This window comes from Nocardia exalbida NBRC 100660 (assembly GCF_000308575.1).
GTDB classification, from domain to species: domain Bacteria; phylum Actinomycetota; class Actinomycetes; order Mycobacteriales; family Mycobacteriaceae; genus Nocardia; species Nocardia exalbida.
Map to the genome: position 1 here is coordinate 26,118 of NZ_BAFZ01000023.1, position 16,107 is coordinate 42,224.

General features: G+C 69.0%; 14 protein-coding genes. 6 read left to right on the top strand and 8 right to left on the bottom strand.

Going from position 1 to position 16,107, the window contains the following annotated elements; all coding sequences use genetic code 11:
- Positions 1-88: 88 nt before the first annotated feature.
- From ON29_RS04420 to ON29_RS04440, 5 genes are all read right to left on the bottom strand, one after another.
- Positions 89-832, bottom strand: a complete 744-nt coding sequence (locus ON29_RS04420) for a CPBP family intramembrane glutamic endopeptidase (protein WP_040864848.1) — start codon at positions 830-832, stop codon at positions 89-91.
- The gene (locus ON29_RS04425) at positions 825-1,790 is read right to left on the bottom strand and encodes an RluA family pseudouridine synthase (protein ID WP_040864849.1); all 966 of its coding nucleotides are present in this window, start codon (positions 1,788-1,790) and stop codon (positions 825-827) included. The genes ON29_RS04420 and ON29_RS04425 overlap by 8 nt, the downstream gene beginning before the upstream one ends.
- Before the next feature lie 61 nt (positions 1,791-1,851).
- Positions 1,852-2,433, bottom strand: coding sequence for a putative glycolipid-binding domain-containing protein (locus ON29_RS04430; RefSeq protein WP_040864850.1), 582 nt, complete (start codon positions 2,431-2,433; stop codon positions 1,852-1,854).
- Positions 2,434-2,438: 5 nt separating this feature from the next.
- The gene (locus ON29_RS04435; RefSeq protein WP_040864886.1) at positions 2,439-2,891 is read right to left on the bottom strand and encodes a TIGR03667 family PPOX class F420-dependent oxidoreductase; all 453 of its coding nucleotides are present in this window, start codon (positions 2,889-2,891) and stop codon (positions 2,439-2,441) included.
- A gap of 131 nt (positions 2,892-3,022) precedes the next feature.
- Positions 3,023-3,214 carry a hypothetical protein gene (locus tag ON29_RS04440; RefSeq protein ID WP_051174859.1) on the bottom strand — a complete coding sequence of 64 codons (192 nt, stop codon included), beginning with the start codon at positions 3,212-3,214 and terminating at the stop codon, positions 3,023-3,025.
- A 442-nt stretch (positions 3,215-3,656) separates the two neighbouring features.
- Between ON29_RS04440 and ON29_RS04445 the strand changes: the two genes are divergently transcribed.
- A complete protein-coding gene (locus ON29_RS04445) occupies positions 3,657-5,510 on the top strand; it encodes an ABC transporter ATP-binding protein (protein ID WP_040864851.1) in 1,854 nt (617 codons plus the stop codon).
- Entirely contained in the window at positions 5,507-7,243 is a 1,737-nt protein-coding gene (locus ON29_RS04450) for an ABC transporter ATP-binding protein (protein ID WP_040864852.1), read from the top strand. Before ON29_RS04445 ends, ON29_RS04450 begins: the two co-directional genes overlap by 4 nt.
- A gap of 67 nt (positions 7,244-7,310) precedes the next feature.
- Here the strand turns inward: ON29_RS04450 and ON29_RS04455 are convergent, their stop codons facing one another.
- Positions 7,311-8,018, bottom strand: a complete 708-nt coding sequence (locus ON29_RS04455) for a siderophore-interacting protein (protein WP_040864853.1) — start codon at positions 8,016-8,018, stop codon at positions 7,311-7,313.
- Between the two features lie 106 nt (positions 8,019-8,124).
- The gene (locus tag ON29_RS04460; protein WP_040864854.1) at positions 8,125-8,595 is read right to left on the bottom strand and encodes an MTB12 C-terminal domain-containing protein; all 471 of its coding nucleotides are present in this window, start codon (positions 8,593-8,595) and stop codon (positions 8,125-8,127) included.
- A 172-nt stretch (positions 8,596-8,767) separates the two neighbouring features.
- On the opposite strand from ON29_RS04460, the gene ON29_RS04465 reads away from it, so the two are divergent.
- Positions 8,768-10,054 (top strand): SidA/IucD/PvdA family monooxygenase, encoded by a 1,287-nt coding sequence (locus ON29_RS04465; RefSeq protein ID WP_040864855.1) that lies wholly within the window; start codon positions 8,768-8,770, stop codon positions 10,052-10,054.
- Between the two features lie 32 nt (positions 10,055-10,086).
- Here ON29_RS04465 and ON29_RS04470 read toward each other — a convergent pair whose 3' ends face one another.
- Positions 10,087-10,749 carry a GNAT family N-acetyltransferase gene (locus ON29_RS04470; RefSeq protein WP_040864856.1) on the bottom strand — a complete coding sequence of 221 codons (663 nt, stop codon included), beginning with the start codon at positions 10,747-10,749 and terminating at the stop codon, positions 10,087-10,089.
- A gap of 184 nt (positions 10,750-10,933) precedes the next feature.
- Between ON29_RS04470 and ON29_RS04475 the strand changes: the two genes are divergently transcribed.
- Genes ON29_RS04475 through nbtC form a run of 3 tightly spaced genes read left to right on the top strand, consistent with a single transcriptional unit; the run spans position 10,934 to position 16,080 of the window.
- Positions 10,934-11,707 carry a thioesterase II family protein gene (locus ON29_RS04475; RefSeq protein ID WP_040864857.1) on the top strand — a complete coding sequence of 258 codons (774 nt, stop codon included), beginning with the start codon at positions 10,934-10,936 and terminating at the stop codon, positions 11,705-11,707.
- 7 nt (positions 11,708-11,714) lie between these two features.
- Complete coding sequence (locus tag ON29_RS04480; RefSeq protein WP_040864858.1) at positions 11,715-13,043, top strand: beta-ketoacyl [acyl carrier protein] synthase domain-containing protein; 1,329 nt, start codon at positions 11,715-11,717, stop codon at positions 13,041-13,043.
- Positions 13,036-16,080 (top strand): nocobactin polyketide synthase NbtC, encoded by a 3,045-nt coding sequence (nbtC, locus tag ON29_RS04485; RefSeq protein WP_051174860.1) that lies wholly within the window; start codon positions 13,036-13,038, stop codon positions 16,078-16,080. Before ON29_RS04480 ends, nbtC begins: the two co-directional genes overlap by 8 nt.
- The last annotated feature ends 27 nt before the right edge of the window (positions 16,081-16,107 follow it).

Genomic DNA, 16,107 nt, shown 5'->3' on the forward strand with positions numbered 1-16,107 from the left:
CGAGCGAAGCGAGACCGAGCATGCGCCGTTCGCGGCCAAGAGGGGGCCGCGAACACCCAGCGCCGCAGGCGCTGGAAAACGATTCAGCTCAGCTCAGCGTGGTGTGCCACACGATGGCGGCCGCCAAGGCTCCCGCGCCGTTGACCGACCAGTGCAGGGCGATCGGAGCGAGCAGGCTTCCACTGCGTTGGCGCAGCCAGGTGAACACCACGCCCGCCGCGGCTGTCGCGAGGACGGCGAGCAGGATCCCGATGACCTGTCCGGCGACGCCGCCGCCGACGACTCCGCTCAGACCGCGGTTGCCCGAGGTGAGACCGAAGGAGGACGCGATATGCCAGAGACCGAACAAGAGCGAGCCCGCCGCGAAGACGCCTCGCGCACCGTAGGCGCGTAGCAGTGTGCCGTGCAGCACGCCGCGGAAGGCCAGCTCCTCCGGTATCACGGTTTGTAGCGGGATGACGATCATCGAGGCGATCAGCGCGCCGGAGACGGTCGCGTAGCGATCGGCCAGGAAGAAGGGCCGGGTCAGCGGTAGCGCCGCCCCGATCGCCACGACCGCGAGGACCAGCGCCACCGCGGCGAGCGCGTAGCGCGAACCGCGCCGCCAGTGCCGGGGCGAAAGGCCCAGTTCCGACCAGCCGAGACCGCGCCTGCGCACCAGCGCGAGCAGTGCGAGCGCCGCGACCGGCACCGTCACGATGCTCGCCCACGCGGTGGTGAAGTGCGCGATCAGATTGGTGCCCGCCAGGACGATCACTACGACGGCGACGTCCACGTAGGCGTGCACTTCGTGGCGTGGGCGGGGCGGTGCTGCTAGAGCCGGCTCAGACATCGCGGCCAAGTCTACAAATCGATGCCTGCCAGCCGGTCCACCCCTGTGGATCGGTCCAGGCCTGCAAGGTGCGCGTGGTCTCGAAGCGGCGCGCCTCGCGAGTGATCGGATCGGTGAACTCGAGCGAGGCGGCGAGCAACTGGAGCGGCCTGGTGAAGTCGTCGACGGGCTTGTCGGTGAGCACCGGGTAGAAGTCGTCGCCGAGGATGGGAATGCCGAGGCTGTTCATATGCAGGCGCAGCTGGTGGGTCCGGCCGGTGTGCGGGCGCAGCCGGTAGCGGCCGAGGCCGTCGCGGTGCTCGAGCAGTTCGATCTCGGTTTCCGCGTTGGGTTCGCCCGGCACCTCCCGGGCGGCGAGCACCTGCTTCTCCTTGATGATCCTGCTGCGTACCACGCGGGGCAGTTCGAGACCGGGGTCGTACGGCGCGATCGCCTCGTACTCTTTGCGCACGGTGCGCTTGTGGAACATGGTCTGGTACGCGCCGCGGCGGGCGGGGTTGATCACGAACAACAGCAGGCCCGCCGTGACGCGGTCGAGCCGATGCGCCGGGATCAGGTCGGGGAGGTCCAACTCCCGGCGCAGCCGCACCAGCGCGGTCTGCAAGATGTGCTGACCACGCGGAATCGTGGCCAGGAAGTGCGGTTTGTCCACCACGAGCAGGTCGTCGTCGCGATGCACGACGGGGATGTCGAACGGGACCACCGTCTCCTCGGGCAGATCACGGTGGAACCAGACCGCGCCGCCGGGCACGTACGCCGCGTCGGGGGAGATCGGGCCGTCGAGGTCGACTATGCCGCCGGCGTGCAGCAGTTCGTCGATCCGCGTCGCGGGCACCCGGGGCAGGCGCTCCACCAGGTGGTCCCGGATGGTCGCCCAGTGACCCTGCTCCGGTAGTCGCAGCCGGGCCGGGTCCAAGCCGTGCCGCTTGGGCAACGGCGGTTGTTGCCGCCTTCTCATCGGTATCGACCCTAACCGCAGGCCGGATCCGGGATAACCGAGGCCGTGCCGCGCCGGGCGCTCAGTGGGCGCGGACCGCGATACCCGGGTAATCCAGCACCAAGCCGGACTTGTCGTAGTCCAGGGTGCAGGTGAAGTCGAACTCAGGGGCGTCGTAGTGGAACCGTGGTCCGTGCGCGCCGTCGGCGATGCGGACGTAGCGCTGTTCCAACCGGGCCACCGCGGCGCCGGAGGCGTACACGTACGCCGCTGGGGCGTCCGCGCCGTCGCCGATCTCCCATGCCGACCGGTGCACCGGGAGGGCGTTGGTCAGCGCGGAGGATTCCAAGTCCACGTCCAGGCAGCCGTCGAGCAGAGGCGCGGGCATGCCGTCCAGCAGCCAGGACCCCGCGCCGTCGGACTCCAGCACCAGCGTGTTCCAGCCCCCGGGTTTGCGCACGCCCACCTGGGCCCGGCACGTGCGCCATTCGGTGTCCAGCGCGATCCGGTAGTCCACCACCCATGCCGCGCCGTCCTCGACGGCCGTCGTGCAGCCGTCGATCAGCACGCCCAGTTCGGTGACCCGGAAATAGGCCACCTCGAATCCCTCGCGGGCGGTGCGGTGTCGCCACGCGGCGGTGGGCGGCGGCGGCTCGAACATCATGGGGGTCAGAATCCGCGCAGCCGGTCCGGGGTGACGCGCAGCACGACCGAGTACTCGGCATAGAACTGCTCGTCGGTCAGGCCGAGCGAGCGCAAGCCATCGGCGTACTTCTTCGTGAATGCGTCGATCTCATCCGCGCCGGGGCGTTGGTCGACCACGCGCGCCGTGCCGGTGAGCACGACGACGTCGCCGCCGTGCTCGGTGCTGTTGAGGTTCAGCGACACCCGGGGATTGCGCTGGATATTGCGCACCTTCGGCTGGCCGGGCTTGCTGAAGATCAGGAATCCGCCGTCACGCCACTGGAACCAGACGGGGTTCGGCTGCGGTGTGCCGGTGGGGCCGACGGTGGTCAGCCAGAGAACGGACTCGCGGTCGAGTCGTCCGGCGACTTTCGCGCCGAATTCGGTCTCGGTATCCACGACGGGGCTGGCGGATCGATCGGATGCCGTTGCGGTCATGGCAGGGTCAACACCTCGGCCGCCGGGACGATTCCGCTCCATGCACAAAAGCCGGTCCGGCGCGTGCGAGTTCATCGCCGTCCGCACCGGCGAGCCGAAGCACGAGCGTCGTGCGTCCATCGCGAACGCCACTACGGCGTTGCCCGCTCGTCGAGCACCATCAGCCGGGCCTCGACCAGCGTTCCGCGTGCGCGCCGCCGCACCCGGCACAATTCGACGCTGCAATCCAGGTGCACCTGCATGGCCGTGTGCGCTCGGCCCGCGGTCAGTTCGCCGGGGATCTTTCGCGTAATCGGACAGAACCGAGAAATTCGCCGTGCCATACATATTCGGTGCTCCTGCGCGTCGGATGGGTTCGCTTTCGGTTGAATTCAGCGATGCGCACGAGCTATCGGACCAGGATGCGCCGCCGTTCACGGAGGCTTCGCCCGGCGCGTCGGAAGTTCGAAAACCGTGAGTCCGGAACAGTTTTCGAACATTGACGAAATAGGTCGGCAAGGACCACAGCCGGTATGTCGTCGAGTGTCCGGCGCAATCCCGTTGCGCGATATGGGGCGCGGGATTTGCCGCACGAGACGGCGAGCCGGTCGAGCATGCGGGACGCGTGGCCGGATCTGGCAGGGGCTGAAGCGTCGAGCGCGAAGCGATGAGGACGTGCCGGACGAGGCAAGGTAACTTAGGCTAACCTTTCTTACTGGGCGTTCCTGTGTGAGGATGGGGCGATTCCAGTGACGGATGCCGCAAGGGTGAGAGACGAGGGTCCAGATGACGGTAGAGGTCGCGCCGCTGCCCGCGGCGCAGACGGGAAACCGGCCGCCGAAGACGGTGCTGAAAGAACGCAAGCAGCAAGAGGCGCGGGCCCGCAAGGAGATTCTCGCGCCCGTGCGCGGCCCGTTGACCGTCGCGAGCGTCATCATGGCCGTCGCGTCGGCGTGCGCGGTCGTGCCCTTCGTGCTGATCGTGGAGGTCTGCCGCGAACTGCTCCGAGACCAGGTGGACACCGATCGGGTGTGGCGAATGCTGACGATCGCGGTGCTGGTCCTCGTGGCCCGCGCCCTGCTCCAAGCCGCCGCGCTGACCTGGACGCATCTGGTCGACGCCGGATATCAGCTCACCGTGCGCCGGGCGCTGGCGGCCAAGCTGACCCGGGTGCCGCTGGGCTGGTTCGGCGAGCGCACGTCCGGTGAGGTGAAGAAATATCTGCAGGACGACGTGGAGGCCTTGCACTACCTGGTGGCGCACGCGCGGCTGGAGTTCGTCGGCGCGCTCACCGTTCCGCTGATCACCCTCGGCTATCTGTTCACCGTCGAATGGCGGCTCGCCGTGGTCCTGCTGCTGCCGGTCCTGGCGTACGCCGTGCTCTACAGCCGGATGATGGACCGGGACGGGCGGGACCGTTTCGTGGTCTACACGCGCTCCGAACAGGCCACCAAGCAGGCGACCATCGAATTCGTCGACGGCATCCAGGTGGTGCGCGCGTTCGGCCAGGCGGGCAAGGCGCACAGCGCGTTCCAGGACGCCGTCGAGCATCAGGCGCGTAGCGTGCACCGGCTGAAGATGCCGATCCTGAAGGTGCAGGCGGCCTCCGACATCGTCGTCACCCCGGTGTTCGTGATGCTGGTCGTGGTCTTCGGGGGATTGGCGGCAGTCGGCCTGGACTGGGTCGAGCCCCTGGATGTGCTGCCGTTCCTGTTGGTCGGGCTGGGGCTGGGCAGCTCGTTGCTCAGTCTCGGCTACGGCGCGCAGGCGCTGCGGGCGGCCGCGGTGGCCGCGCAGCGCCTGCACGATCTACAGCAAACCCCCGAACTGAGCACCGGGGCTCCGGAGGCCGCCGAACCGGCATCCGCGCCCGCGGGCCTGGTCCGGTTCGAAGGGGTCGGCTTCGGCTATCGCTCCGGCCACGACGTGCTGCACGACATAGACCTCGAACTCGCTCCCGGCACCATCACCGCGCTGGTCGGCCCGAGCGGATCGGGTAAGTCGACGCTGGCCAAACTGCTTCCGCGCTTCTACGACGTGGGATCGGGCCGAATCACCATCGGTGGCCGCGACGTCCGCGACTTCCCGAGCGAAGAGCTCTACCGCACGGTCGGATTCGTCTTCCAGGACGTGCGGTTGATTCGCGGCAGCATCCGGGAGAACCTGCGCCTGGCCCGGCCCGACGCCGACGACGCGGCGTTGCAGCGGGCTGCTCGCGCCGCGCAGATCCACGATCGCATCGTGGCGCTGCCGCGTGGCTACGACTCCGAACTCGGCGTCGACGCGACCCTGTCCGGCGGCGAGGCGCAGCGGCTTTCCATCGCTCGGGCCCTGCTCGCGGACACCCCCGTCCTCGTACTCGACGAAGCGACCGCCTTCGCGGACCCGGAATCCGAAGCGGCGGTGCAGGACGCGCTGGCTGTGCTGGTCGCGGGCCGCACGGTGCTGGTCATCGCGCACCGGTTGCACACCGTCACCGGGGTGGATCGAATCCTGGTGCTCGAACAGGGACGACTGGTCGAGCAGGGTGATCACGCGAGTCTCGTCACCGCGGGCGGCGCCTATCAGCGGCTGTGGGAGATCAATGAAGCGGCGCTGGGCCGGATCGCCCTCGTCGACAGTGCGGAGGGTGTCCGATGATTCGCAAGGTGCTGGGGTTGGTTCCGGATGAATTCGCCCACCTGACCCCGAAACTGTTCGCCGTCATCGTGGCGCAGGCCCTCAGTCAGGCCGTGGCGTATCTGCTGCTGGTTCCGGTGCTGACGGCGCTTTTCGACGACGGCCTCGGCCGCGCCTGGCTCTGGGCGCTCGGCATGCTCGCCGCCGTCGCGGGCGTGGTGGTGTTCGGTTATCTGCAGGCGGCGATCGGGTTGCGCGTCGGCATCGGCATGCAGCGCGGATTGCAGACTCGGCTCGGCGACCATCTGAACGCACTGCCCCTGGGCTGGTTCGAGACCCATGATGCCGGACCGCTGGGGCGGCTGATGGTCGACAACGTGCGTGAGCTGCAGGGCCTGGTCGCCTATCTGCTGGCCAGGATTCTCACCGGTGTCATCGTCCCGCTCGGGGTCGCGCTCGGCATGCTGATGGTCGACTGGCGCATCGCGCTGGCCATGCTGCTCGCCGCGCCGGTGCTCTACCTGGTGAACGGCCTGGCCAATCGCGCCTACACCAGCGCGGACCAGCGCATGCACGCGGCGGCGGCCGAAGCCGATTCGCGCGTCATCGAATTCGCTCAGGCCCAGCCGGTACTGCGCGCGTTCGGCGCGGTGGGCTCGGGAAACCGGGCGCTCGACGCCGCCCTGGCCGGGCAGCGCTCGGCGGGGTCGCGCATGGTGTTCGCCAGCGTGCCGGGGCTGATTCTGTTCGCCCTCTTCGTGCAGGCGGTTTTCCTGGTACTGGTGTACGTCGCGGTGGCGCGGGTGACCGACGGCGCCATCTCCGCCGCTGTCGCGATCGCGCTCATCGCGGTGAGTTCGCGGTTCATCGAACCGCTCAATCAAGCCGCGCAGCTGGGCGGCGCGCTGCGTTCGGCCGGTTCGGCCGCCGACCGCGTCACCGAGTTGCTCGACGAACCGGTGCTGCCGGAGGCGGAGGCACCGGTCACGCCGGGAACGCCTTCGGTGGTCTTCGACGACGTGAGTTTCGGATACCGCCCCGGTGAACCGGTGCTGTCGGGGGTGACCTTCAGCGTGCCCGCCGGCACCACCACGGCCATCGTCGGGCCGAGCGGCGCGGGCAAGACGACCTTGCTGCGCTTGGCCGCCCGCTTCTACGACGTGGATTCGGGCCGGGTGGTGGTGGGCGAGCACGACGTTCGTGATCAGCCGTCGGCGACGCTGCTCGATCAGCTGTCGCTGGTCTTCCAGAACGTGTACCTGTTCGATCGGTCGGTCGCCGACAACATCCGGATCGGCAAGCCGGAGGCCGATGACGCCGAGGTGCGTCGCGCGGCGGCCGCGGCCAGGGTCGACGAGATCGTCGAGCGTCTTCCCGACGGTTTCGACACCCGGGTCGGCGAGGGCGGCGCGGCGCTGTCCGGCGGTGAGCGCCAGCGCGTCTCGATCGCCAGGGCGCTGCTGAAGGACGCGCCGATCGTGCTGCTGGACGAGGTGACCAGTGCGCTGGATCCGCACAGCGAAGCGGTCGTGGTACGCGGGATGCACGAGATCACCAAGGACAAGACGGTGATTGTCGTAGCGCACCGCTTGGCCACCATCGCCCACGCCGACCAGATCCTGTTCGTGGACGGTGGACGGATCGTGGAGCGCGGTACGCACGCGGAACTGCTCGCCCTCGACGGTCGCTACGCCGCGTTCTGGAACGAGCGATCTCGCGCGGCGGGCTGGCATCTGGAACCTGTTGCCACCTAGCGGTTGTCGGGTAGACGAAAACGCCGCACCGCGCGGGGGAGCGGTGCGGCGTGGTCGGAGAAAGACGCTACTTCCAGTAGGCCTGGGATTTGATCGCGGTCTTGGGCAGATTGTGCGTCGTCTTGAAGCTCTTCACGATCGAGCGGGTGGTGTGCCCGTCGCAGGCGACCCAGGCGAAGGCGTCGGCCGCGCAGGTGAGTTCCTGGGCCGCTTCGCGCAGCAATCGGCCGTCATCGATGCGCTGCAACCACGTCACCCGGTGGTGCGGTTTGTTGCGCAGCGGGATCGTGGTGTCGGATTCGTGCTGCCACTCCAGCCAGACCCGCGCCGGGGTGTCGCCGATGGCGTCCAGCAGCGAGTTGATCGCGGGCAGCGAGGCGGTGTCGCCGAAGATGAGGTATTCGCCGGGGGTGGATTCCGGCAGTTGGAAATTCGAGCCGAGCACCGACACGTCGAGTTCGTCACCGACCGAGGCGTTCTGCGCCCAGCGGGCGGCCAGCCCATCGTGCAGCGCGAACTCGATGGCGAAGCGGTCACCGTCCGGGTCCGGGTCGACGAGGGTGTAGCCGCGCTGTTGCAGCTTGCCGCTCTCGTTGTCCGGGAACCAGCACCGAACCCACTGGGTGGGGTGAACCGGGTGATCGGCGAGTAGCCCGCCGGCGGTGAAGCCGAGTCGCACGTACTTGTCGGTGACGTGTTCGGTCGACGTGACGGTGAGCCGGTAGTCGTTCCCACCCCACGCCTTGACTAACAGACCGTTTAAGCCTTTGCCCATGGCACTAAGGTTAGCCTAACGAAAGTTGAATGTCGCGTGGTGCTTTCCGTAGCGCCGCCGAGGATCGCACCCCCGGGGCAGTGCCCGAGGGTGCGAGGGTTCGAGATCAGCAGGACAGCGCGAGCGCCGAGGCGAGGCTGCACTCCGCCTGGCGGGTCAGCTTCCAGTAGCCGTCGATCTGCTTCCACGAGACGTCGTAGGTGAAGTCCGGGTAACCCTCGGTGGTGACCAGCAATTGCGCATCGATCCGGTCGCCGGAGGTGGACGGGTTGACCACGCTGTAGCGCAGGCTCGGCGGAGCGGCCGCGAGCAGGCCCGCGATCTTGTCCATCGTCGCGACTCCCGCGTCGCCCGATTCCAGCTCCGCCGCCCGCGCGCTGCGCGAGGCGCCGGTGTTGATCGCCACGCGCAGTTTGGCGGTCAGCTCGCCCGCGCCGGGGGCCTGGGCGTGCAGGGGCGCGACCATGGGCGCCGCCACCGCGGGGGCGACGGTGGCCACCGTGCCGGCGAGCGCGGCCGCGAGCGCGAACGTCGTTGCGGCGAGCCGGGTAAGGGCCTTGTTCGAAGTCCTGGTCATTTGTTCATCCAATCGTTCGCGGGTGTGAGTATCACCGCTCTGGTCGGGTACGAGTGTGCAATATAAGGTAAGCCTATGCAAACATAATCCGGACGGGTTCTGGTTGTCGGCGCGGGAGTGAACCCGCGCACCCAGCGGGAAGCCGCGGGACGTCGGAGAGAGTGGAGAACCGGTGGAAACGCTTCTGGTGATCGGAGCCGGCCCGAAAGCCCTTGCGGTGGCCGCGAAAGCGCACGTGCTGCGCGAACTCGGCTTGCCGGCGCCTCGGGTCGTCGTCGTCGAGGCGCACGCGGTGGGCGGGAACTGGCTGCCGAGCGGCGGCTGGACCGACGGCAGGCACCGGCTGGGCACGAGCCCGGAGAAGGACGTGGGCTTCCCGTATCACTCGACCTGGGCGCGCGGGCGCAACCAGGAAATCAACACGGCCATGATGGCTTACAGCTGGACGTCGTTCCTGATCGAGCAGGGCACCTACGCGGAATGGATCGATCGAGGTCGTCCGAATCCGGCCCATAACGTCTGGGCCAAGTATCTGCAGTGGGTGGCGCGCCGGATCGATCTCGAACTCGTCTCCGGCACCGTGCGTTCCATCGCCGCCGCCGCCGACGGCTGGCTCGTCACCGCGACGGATCCCGACGGCGGCACGATCCGGCTGGACGCGACCGGGCTGATGATCACCGGCCCCGGCGTCAGCACCAAGGCACTCGCCGACCATCCGCGAGTGTTGAGCATCGCGCAATTCTGGGATCTGGCCGGGCGGCGCAGCCTGCCCGTCGCCTCCCGGGTCGCGGTGATCGGTGGCGGCGAGACGGCGGGATCGGCGTTGGACGAGCTGGTGCGCCACGGCATGCTGTCGATCTCGGTGATCTCGCCGATGGCGACGATCTACACCCGTGGCGAAAGCTATTTCGAGAACTCGCTGTTCAGCGATCCGGTCAAGTGGGCGGCATTGACCGTCCAGGAACGGCGCGACGTCATCCGCAGGACCGACCGCGGCGTCTTCTCGGTGCGGGTGCAGGAGAGCCTGCTCGGCGACAGCCGGGTGCATCACTTGCAGGGCCGTGCGGTTCGCGTCGCCGAGCAGGGTGACGGGGTGGCGCTGACGCTGCGCAACGAGCGGCGTCCGGATCAATCGCATACTTTCGACCTGGTCATCGATGCCACCGGCGGTCAGCCGCTGTGGTTCCTGAACCTTTTCGATCAGGACGCGGCGGACCTGCTGGAGCTGGCGGTCGGCGGCAGGCCCACCCAGGAGCGGATCGAGGTATCGATCGGCTACGACCTCGCGGTGTCGGGGATGGAGACCAAGCTCTACCTGCCCAACCTGGCGGCGGTCGCGCAGGGGCCCGGGTTCCCGAATCTCAGTTGCCTGGGCGAACTTTCCGATCGGGTGCTGCAACCGGTCACCCGGCGGTCCGGTGCGTACCTCACGGGCGCCGCCGCGCGGGCGCTCGGATGAGTGCCCACGCTGTCGGCGCCGCGCACCGCGCCTCACTGCCGCACAGTCGGGATGTCCGCCGGGGTGCGTGGCAGATAGTAGAGCCTGATGCGGCGGTCCGGACGGATGTCGAACTCGCCGAGGTCGGGAACGCCGAACCGCTCGGTCATGCGCCGCACCGCGACATTGCGGTGATCGGGTTCGACCAGGATGCGACGGCAGTTCGATTCCGCGAAGATCCCGGCCAGCAGACCGCTGACGAAGGCGAACATGATGCCTCGCCCGATCGCCTCCGGGTCGGCGGTGGCCAGGTGGAAGGCCACGTCATAGGGGTCGGCGTGGTAGATCCTGGCGATCTCGTCCTTGGCCGGGCGATACAACTCCAGGTAGGCGATGTCGCGACGGCCCAGTTCCGGCCTGCCCGCGGCGGCGAAGTCGTAGCCGACGATGCATGGGCGGGAATAGGTTCCGGCCAGCTGCGCGCGCAGATTCTGCCTGCGCAGTTCGACGGGCCACGGCTGCTCCCAGGACTCGATCAGATGCGGCCGGTTCATCCACTCGGTGAGCAGCTCGGCGTCGGCGCCGTCCGCGTCGACCGTCCGGATGTCGAACGGAGCGGGCAGGGCGGGCAGTGGCGGAGCGGGCACGGCCCGCAGTTCGTCGGAGATGTCGGTCAGCTCGCGCGCGATGACATAGGGCGTTTCAGTGGGGTTCATCGGTCGTCGAGCTCCGTTCGGTAGTGGCCCAGCTGGATGAATATAAGGTTATCCTATGCTAACCTCTCGTGGTCGGCGAGGCCCTGCCGTTCCCGGAGGACGGCGCGGGGCAGCGCGCCGCGGCCGAATCCATTTGTCCGCGGTGTCTTTTCGCTGATACCGCGTTATGTGTAGGAGCTGTTGGATGTCGAGAAAACCCGGGTGGATTCGGAAGTTCCACAAGCCCGCCGTGGAAACGCTGCCGCCCCTGGTGCTGTTCCCCCACGCAGGCAGTGGAGCCTCGACCTACCGCACCATGTCCAAGAGGCTCAGTGCGGATTTCGACGTCGTCCTCGTGCAATATCCGGGACGTCAGGACCGGGCCGCCGAACCGATGCCCGCCGGCCTTTCCGAACTCGCGGCCGGTGCGCTCGCCGAATTCCTCGAATCCCCGTATCACCGCGGTATTCCGATCACGGTATTCGGGCACAGCGTCGGCGCGATGGTGGCCTTCGAGTTCGTCCGTCAGGCCGAGGCCGCCGGGGTGCCGGTGGCGCTGCTCGGCGCGTCCAGCGCGGTGGCGCCCGCCTTGGTGGCCGACAGCGAACCACTGCCGACCGAGGAGGAGGCGCTGCTCGACCGGCTCGCGGCCCTGAACGGCACCGGCGCGGACGTTTTGGCCGATCGCGACATCATGCGGATGACGCTGCCCGCGCTGCGGGCCGACTATCGCGCCTTCGATGCCTACGTGTGCGGTCCGGAGGTGCGGGTCGGCGCGCGGATCGAGGTCATCGGCGGCGCCGACGACGACTTCGTCACCATCGCGGAACTGCGCCCATGGCTCGCGCACAGCGCTCGGGGCGGCTCGGTCACGCTCTTCGACGGCGGGCACTTCTATCTGTACGACCACATCGACGGCATCGCGGAATTGCTTTCCGCCGCGGCCGCCGACGCCGGACAGTCCGCTCTTTCCAGTTAGGTTCAGCATGTCAGGATCGGCTTCGGGGGACGAAGACCATATCGTCATCGTCGGAATCGGGGTCGAGGCCCCCGGCGGGATAAACAGTCCACAGGAATTCTGGTCGGCGCTCACCGACTCGAGGGAACTCATCGGGCCGCTGCCGCGCGACCGGGAATGGCCGATCGAACAGCTGCTCACCCTCGGCCGCAACGACGGCTGGACCGACGTTCGCGATGCGGGCGGGTTTCTCTCCGAAGCAACGGAATTCGACGCGGCGTTCTTCGGGATCACGCCGCGGGAAGCCGTCGCGATGGATCCGCAGCAACGCGTGGGATTGCGCGTCGCGTGGCGGGCGGTCGAGGACGCCGGACTGAATCCCGGCGCCGTCGACGGCGCCGAGGCGGGGTGCTGGATGGGCGTCACGCCGTTGGAGTACGGGCCGCGGATGGCGAGCGTCAGCGAGCACAGCGGCTACCGGATGACCGGCACCACGCTCGGCGCGGTGGCGGGCCGGATCTCGCACAGCCTGGGGCTGATCGGGCCTTCGATCAGCGTGGACACCTCCTGCGCGGCCGGTCTGACCGCCCTGCATCAGGCGGCGGCGGCGATCCGGGCGGGCGAATGCGACTGGGCCCTGGCGGGTGGCGTGTGCGTGATGGGTTCACCCGGCATGTTCGTCGAGTTCGCCAAGAACAACGCGCTGTCGACCGACGGCCACTGCCGCGCCTACTCCGCGGGGACCACCGGGACCCTGTGGGGCGAGGGCGCGGGCGTGGTTGTGCTGGAGACGGAATCGCGGGCCCGGCGGCTCGGTCATCGGATCTACGCGCGGCTGCTCGGCTCCCGGGTCAATCACAACGGCAAGGGCGCCCCGCTGGCCGTGCCCAGCGCCGACGCGCAGCAACGGCTGATCCGCGCGGCGCTCACCGCGGCCCGCGTCGCCCCGGAACACATCGGACTCGTCGAGGGGCACGGCACCGGCACGTCGGTGGGTGACCCCATCGAACTGACCGCGCTCATCCGGATGTACGGCGCGCCCGAGCGTGCGCGGGGCGCGCTGCTGGGATCGGTCAAGTCGAACATCGGTCACACGCAGGCGGCGGCGGGCATGCTCGGCCTGATCAAGATGCTGCTGTGCGGCGCGAACGGTCACGTCGTGCCGAGTCTGTGGGCGGAGAACCCGACCGACGCGGTCGACTGGGAGACCACGAGCCTGCGGCTGGCCACGAAATACGCACCATGGGAGCCGATCGATGGCGTCCGCTACGGAGCGGTGTCGGCATTCGGGGTGGCGGGGACCAACGCGCACGCGATCGTCGGGATGCCCGTTCTGGAGGAGGACAGTGATGCCTGAGTATCGGCTACCGGACGGCACCACCCCGGTCCTGTTCTCCTCGGACAGCGCCGCCGGGCTACGTGCCGAGGCCGCCGCGATCCTGGACTACTCCGGAACCCACCCGCGGGTGGACCCCGATCGACTGGCGAGCCATCTGTTCCGCACCAGGATCGCCCGCAGGTTTCGCGCGTTGGCCATGGTCACGACGCGCGAGGAGTTGCTCGACGCGTTGCGGTCGGTCGCGGCCGACGCCGCGCATCCCGCGGTGGTGACCTCCGGCGGCGCCGTCGCGGCACGCCGCGTCGGATTCGTCTTCCCCGGCCAGGGCAGCCAGCGCCCCGGCATGGGCAAGCCGTACTACGACTTCTCGCCCGCGTACCGGGCCGCCGTGGACGAGTGCGCGGCGGTGCACGAGGAGCGATACGGCCATGCGCGGCCGGTGCACTATCTGCTCGCGGCCGACGAGGAATACGGCGAAACGCTCTGGGAAGTGCAGCCCGCCAGGATGTTCCACCTGATCGGTTTGGCCGCCATGTGGCGGGCGGCGGGCGTGCGTCCCGCCGCCACCATCGGGCACAGCCAGGGTGAACTCGCCGCCTGCGTGGTCGCCGGTGCGCTGACGTTGCGCGATGCGGTGTCGATCGTCACGCACCGGGCCGAACTGCTGGAGCGGGACCTGTCGGACGGGTACGCGGTGGCCGTGCTCGGCGCCGACCGGGAGGAATGTGAGGAGCTGCTGGCCCGGAATTCGGGGTGGGCGGAGGTCTCCATCGTCAACTCGCCTCTTCTGATCGGCGTCTCCGGCCACGAGGCCGCCATCGCGGAACTCGTGGCGACCGCGACGGCCAAAGGGCTGTTCGCCAGGCAGATTCAGATGTCCTTCCCGTCGCACACCTCCGCGATGACGAGGTTGCGCGGCGAATTCCAGTCCGGGCTGGAGGAACTGAGCAGCAAGACCTTCGCGATCGGCGAGATCGCTTGCTACGGAGGCACGCTCGGGGCGGCGATCACCGACGAGTCGACGCATCACGATTACTGGTACTGGAACCTGCGCAACCGGGTCCGCTTCGATCGCGCGATCGCGGCGGCGGCCGAGAACGTGGACACCTTCATCGAGATCGCCGAGCATCCCACGTTGCAGCCGGCGTTGCGGGAGAATCTGGCCCACGTCGCGTCGGAGCCGGGGCGGGCCGCCCGTGAGTTCCGCATCGCCGGGACGTCCCTGCGCACCGCGAACGGGCTCGGTGAGTTCACCAGGAATCTGGCCGAGATCGCGGTGCACGACCTGCACTACGACTGGCAGGCACTGCGCACCGGATCGCAGGAGCGCCCGACGCTGCCGTTGCGTGACTTCCCCGCCACGGTGATGAATCAGAAGAGGCTGTGGGCGCCGTACCAATCGGGGGCCGAAGCGCCGGTCCCGGTCGCCGTGCCGCCCGTGCGGTTGCGCGAGGAGTGGACCAAGTTGTCCCGGATCGCGCTGGCCGCACCGCGGACCGTGCTGCTCGCCGATCACGACCCTCGCGCCGACGAACTCGCGGCGGCGATGCGCGCGCGGGCCCCGCGCCACGGCGCCGCCATCTCCGACACCGAGACCCCCGCCGACACCATGGTGCTGCTGCTGGCGCCGGCCGTGGCCGTGGACGAAGAAGGCGCGGTCGCGGAACTCGCCGAGTTCGCTCGCATCACCGAACAGTTGACCACGATCGCTCCGGGCGTCACCGAATGCTGGCTGGTGACAACCGGTGCGGAGGCCGCGACGCCGCAAGACGACCCGTGCCTCGCCCACTCGGCCGTGAGCGCCGCGTATCGCAGCCTGGGCCTGGACCATCTCGGCATCGCCTTCCGGCACCTCGACCTGCCGCCGGACGCCGCGTCGCTGAACCCGGCCGCGGTGGCCGACAAGATCTTCGAAGCCATCCATGTGCTCGGCGAGCCCGAACTCGCGCTGCGGAACGGGAAGTTGCACGCGAAGCGTCTCGTCCGCGCCGAGCCGGGCGGTGCGTCGACGCCTCCGGATCTGCGCGAGGTCTTGATTCTCGGTGGGACCGGACACGTCGGCCTCGAGTTCTGCGCGCAGTTCGTCCGCGACGGCGCGCGCCGGATCACCCTGGTGAACCGCACCGGGGAGACGAGCGCGCTCACCGAGCGGCTGCGGGCGATACGCGAACTCGGCCGAACCGAGATCGACGTGGTGGCCTGCGATATCACCGAAGCGGCCGCGGTGGCCGACCTGGCGCGGCGTTTCGCCGATCGTCCGGTGAGCGTGGTCGTGCACGCCGCGGTCCGGTACGTGTGGTCCCGGTTCGAATCGGACGCGGTCGCCGAGGCAGCCGCGGCGAAGGTGCTCGGACTCGCCGGGGTGCTGCGCTCGGTGCCATCGGCCGCCGACTGCACCGTCCTTTTGTGCTCCTCGTTCGTGGCCACGCTCGGTGGGCGCGACCAGGCGTTGTACGCGGCCACGAATCGCATGCTCGACAGCCTCGCCGTACGGCTGCGGGCGCAGGGCGGGGATTGCGTGTCGGTGCAATGGGGACTGTGGGGGTTGCCCGGTGCGGAACACGCCGCCGTGGAGGCGCGAATCCTCGGTGCGGGTTTGCAGCCGATGCCCGCCGCGCCCGCGATCGCGGCGGGTTTCGCCGATCGCACCGGCAACGGGATCGTGCTGTCCGCGGACTGGGAGCGGCTGCGTGAGACGGTCGAACTCGTGGGCCTGACAACGGTTTTCGCACCCGCCCTCCCGGCTCCCGAGCCTTCGGCGCCCGTCGCCACGCCGTCTACGCCGCCGTCACGGGCAGCCGAGCCGGAAGCGGACGTGACAGACGATCTCGCGGAGGTCATCCGGCGTGAACTCGGGCAAGTGATGCTCCTCGACGGTCCCGACCACATCGACGGCTCGGTCCCGCTGGTCGCGCTCGGCTTCGACTCGTTGCAGGCGGTCGATCTGCGCGCCCGGTTGAAGACGACGCTGCACCGCGAACTCCCGGTCGCGGCCATCCTGGGCGGCGCGTCCCTGGACGACGTCGTGCTGCTCATGTCCGAGAACCGAGGCTGATGGTGGCCGAGAACAAAGGCTCAGGAG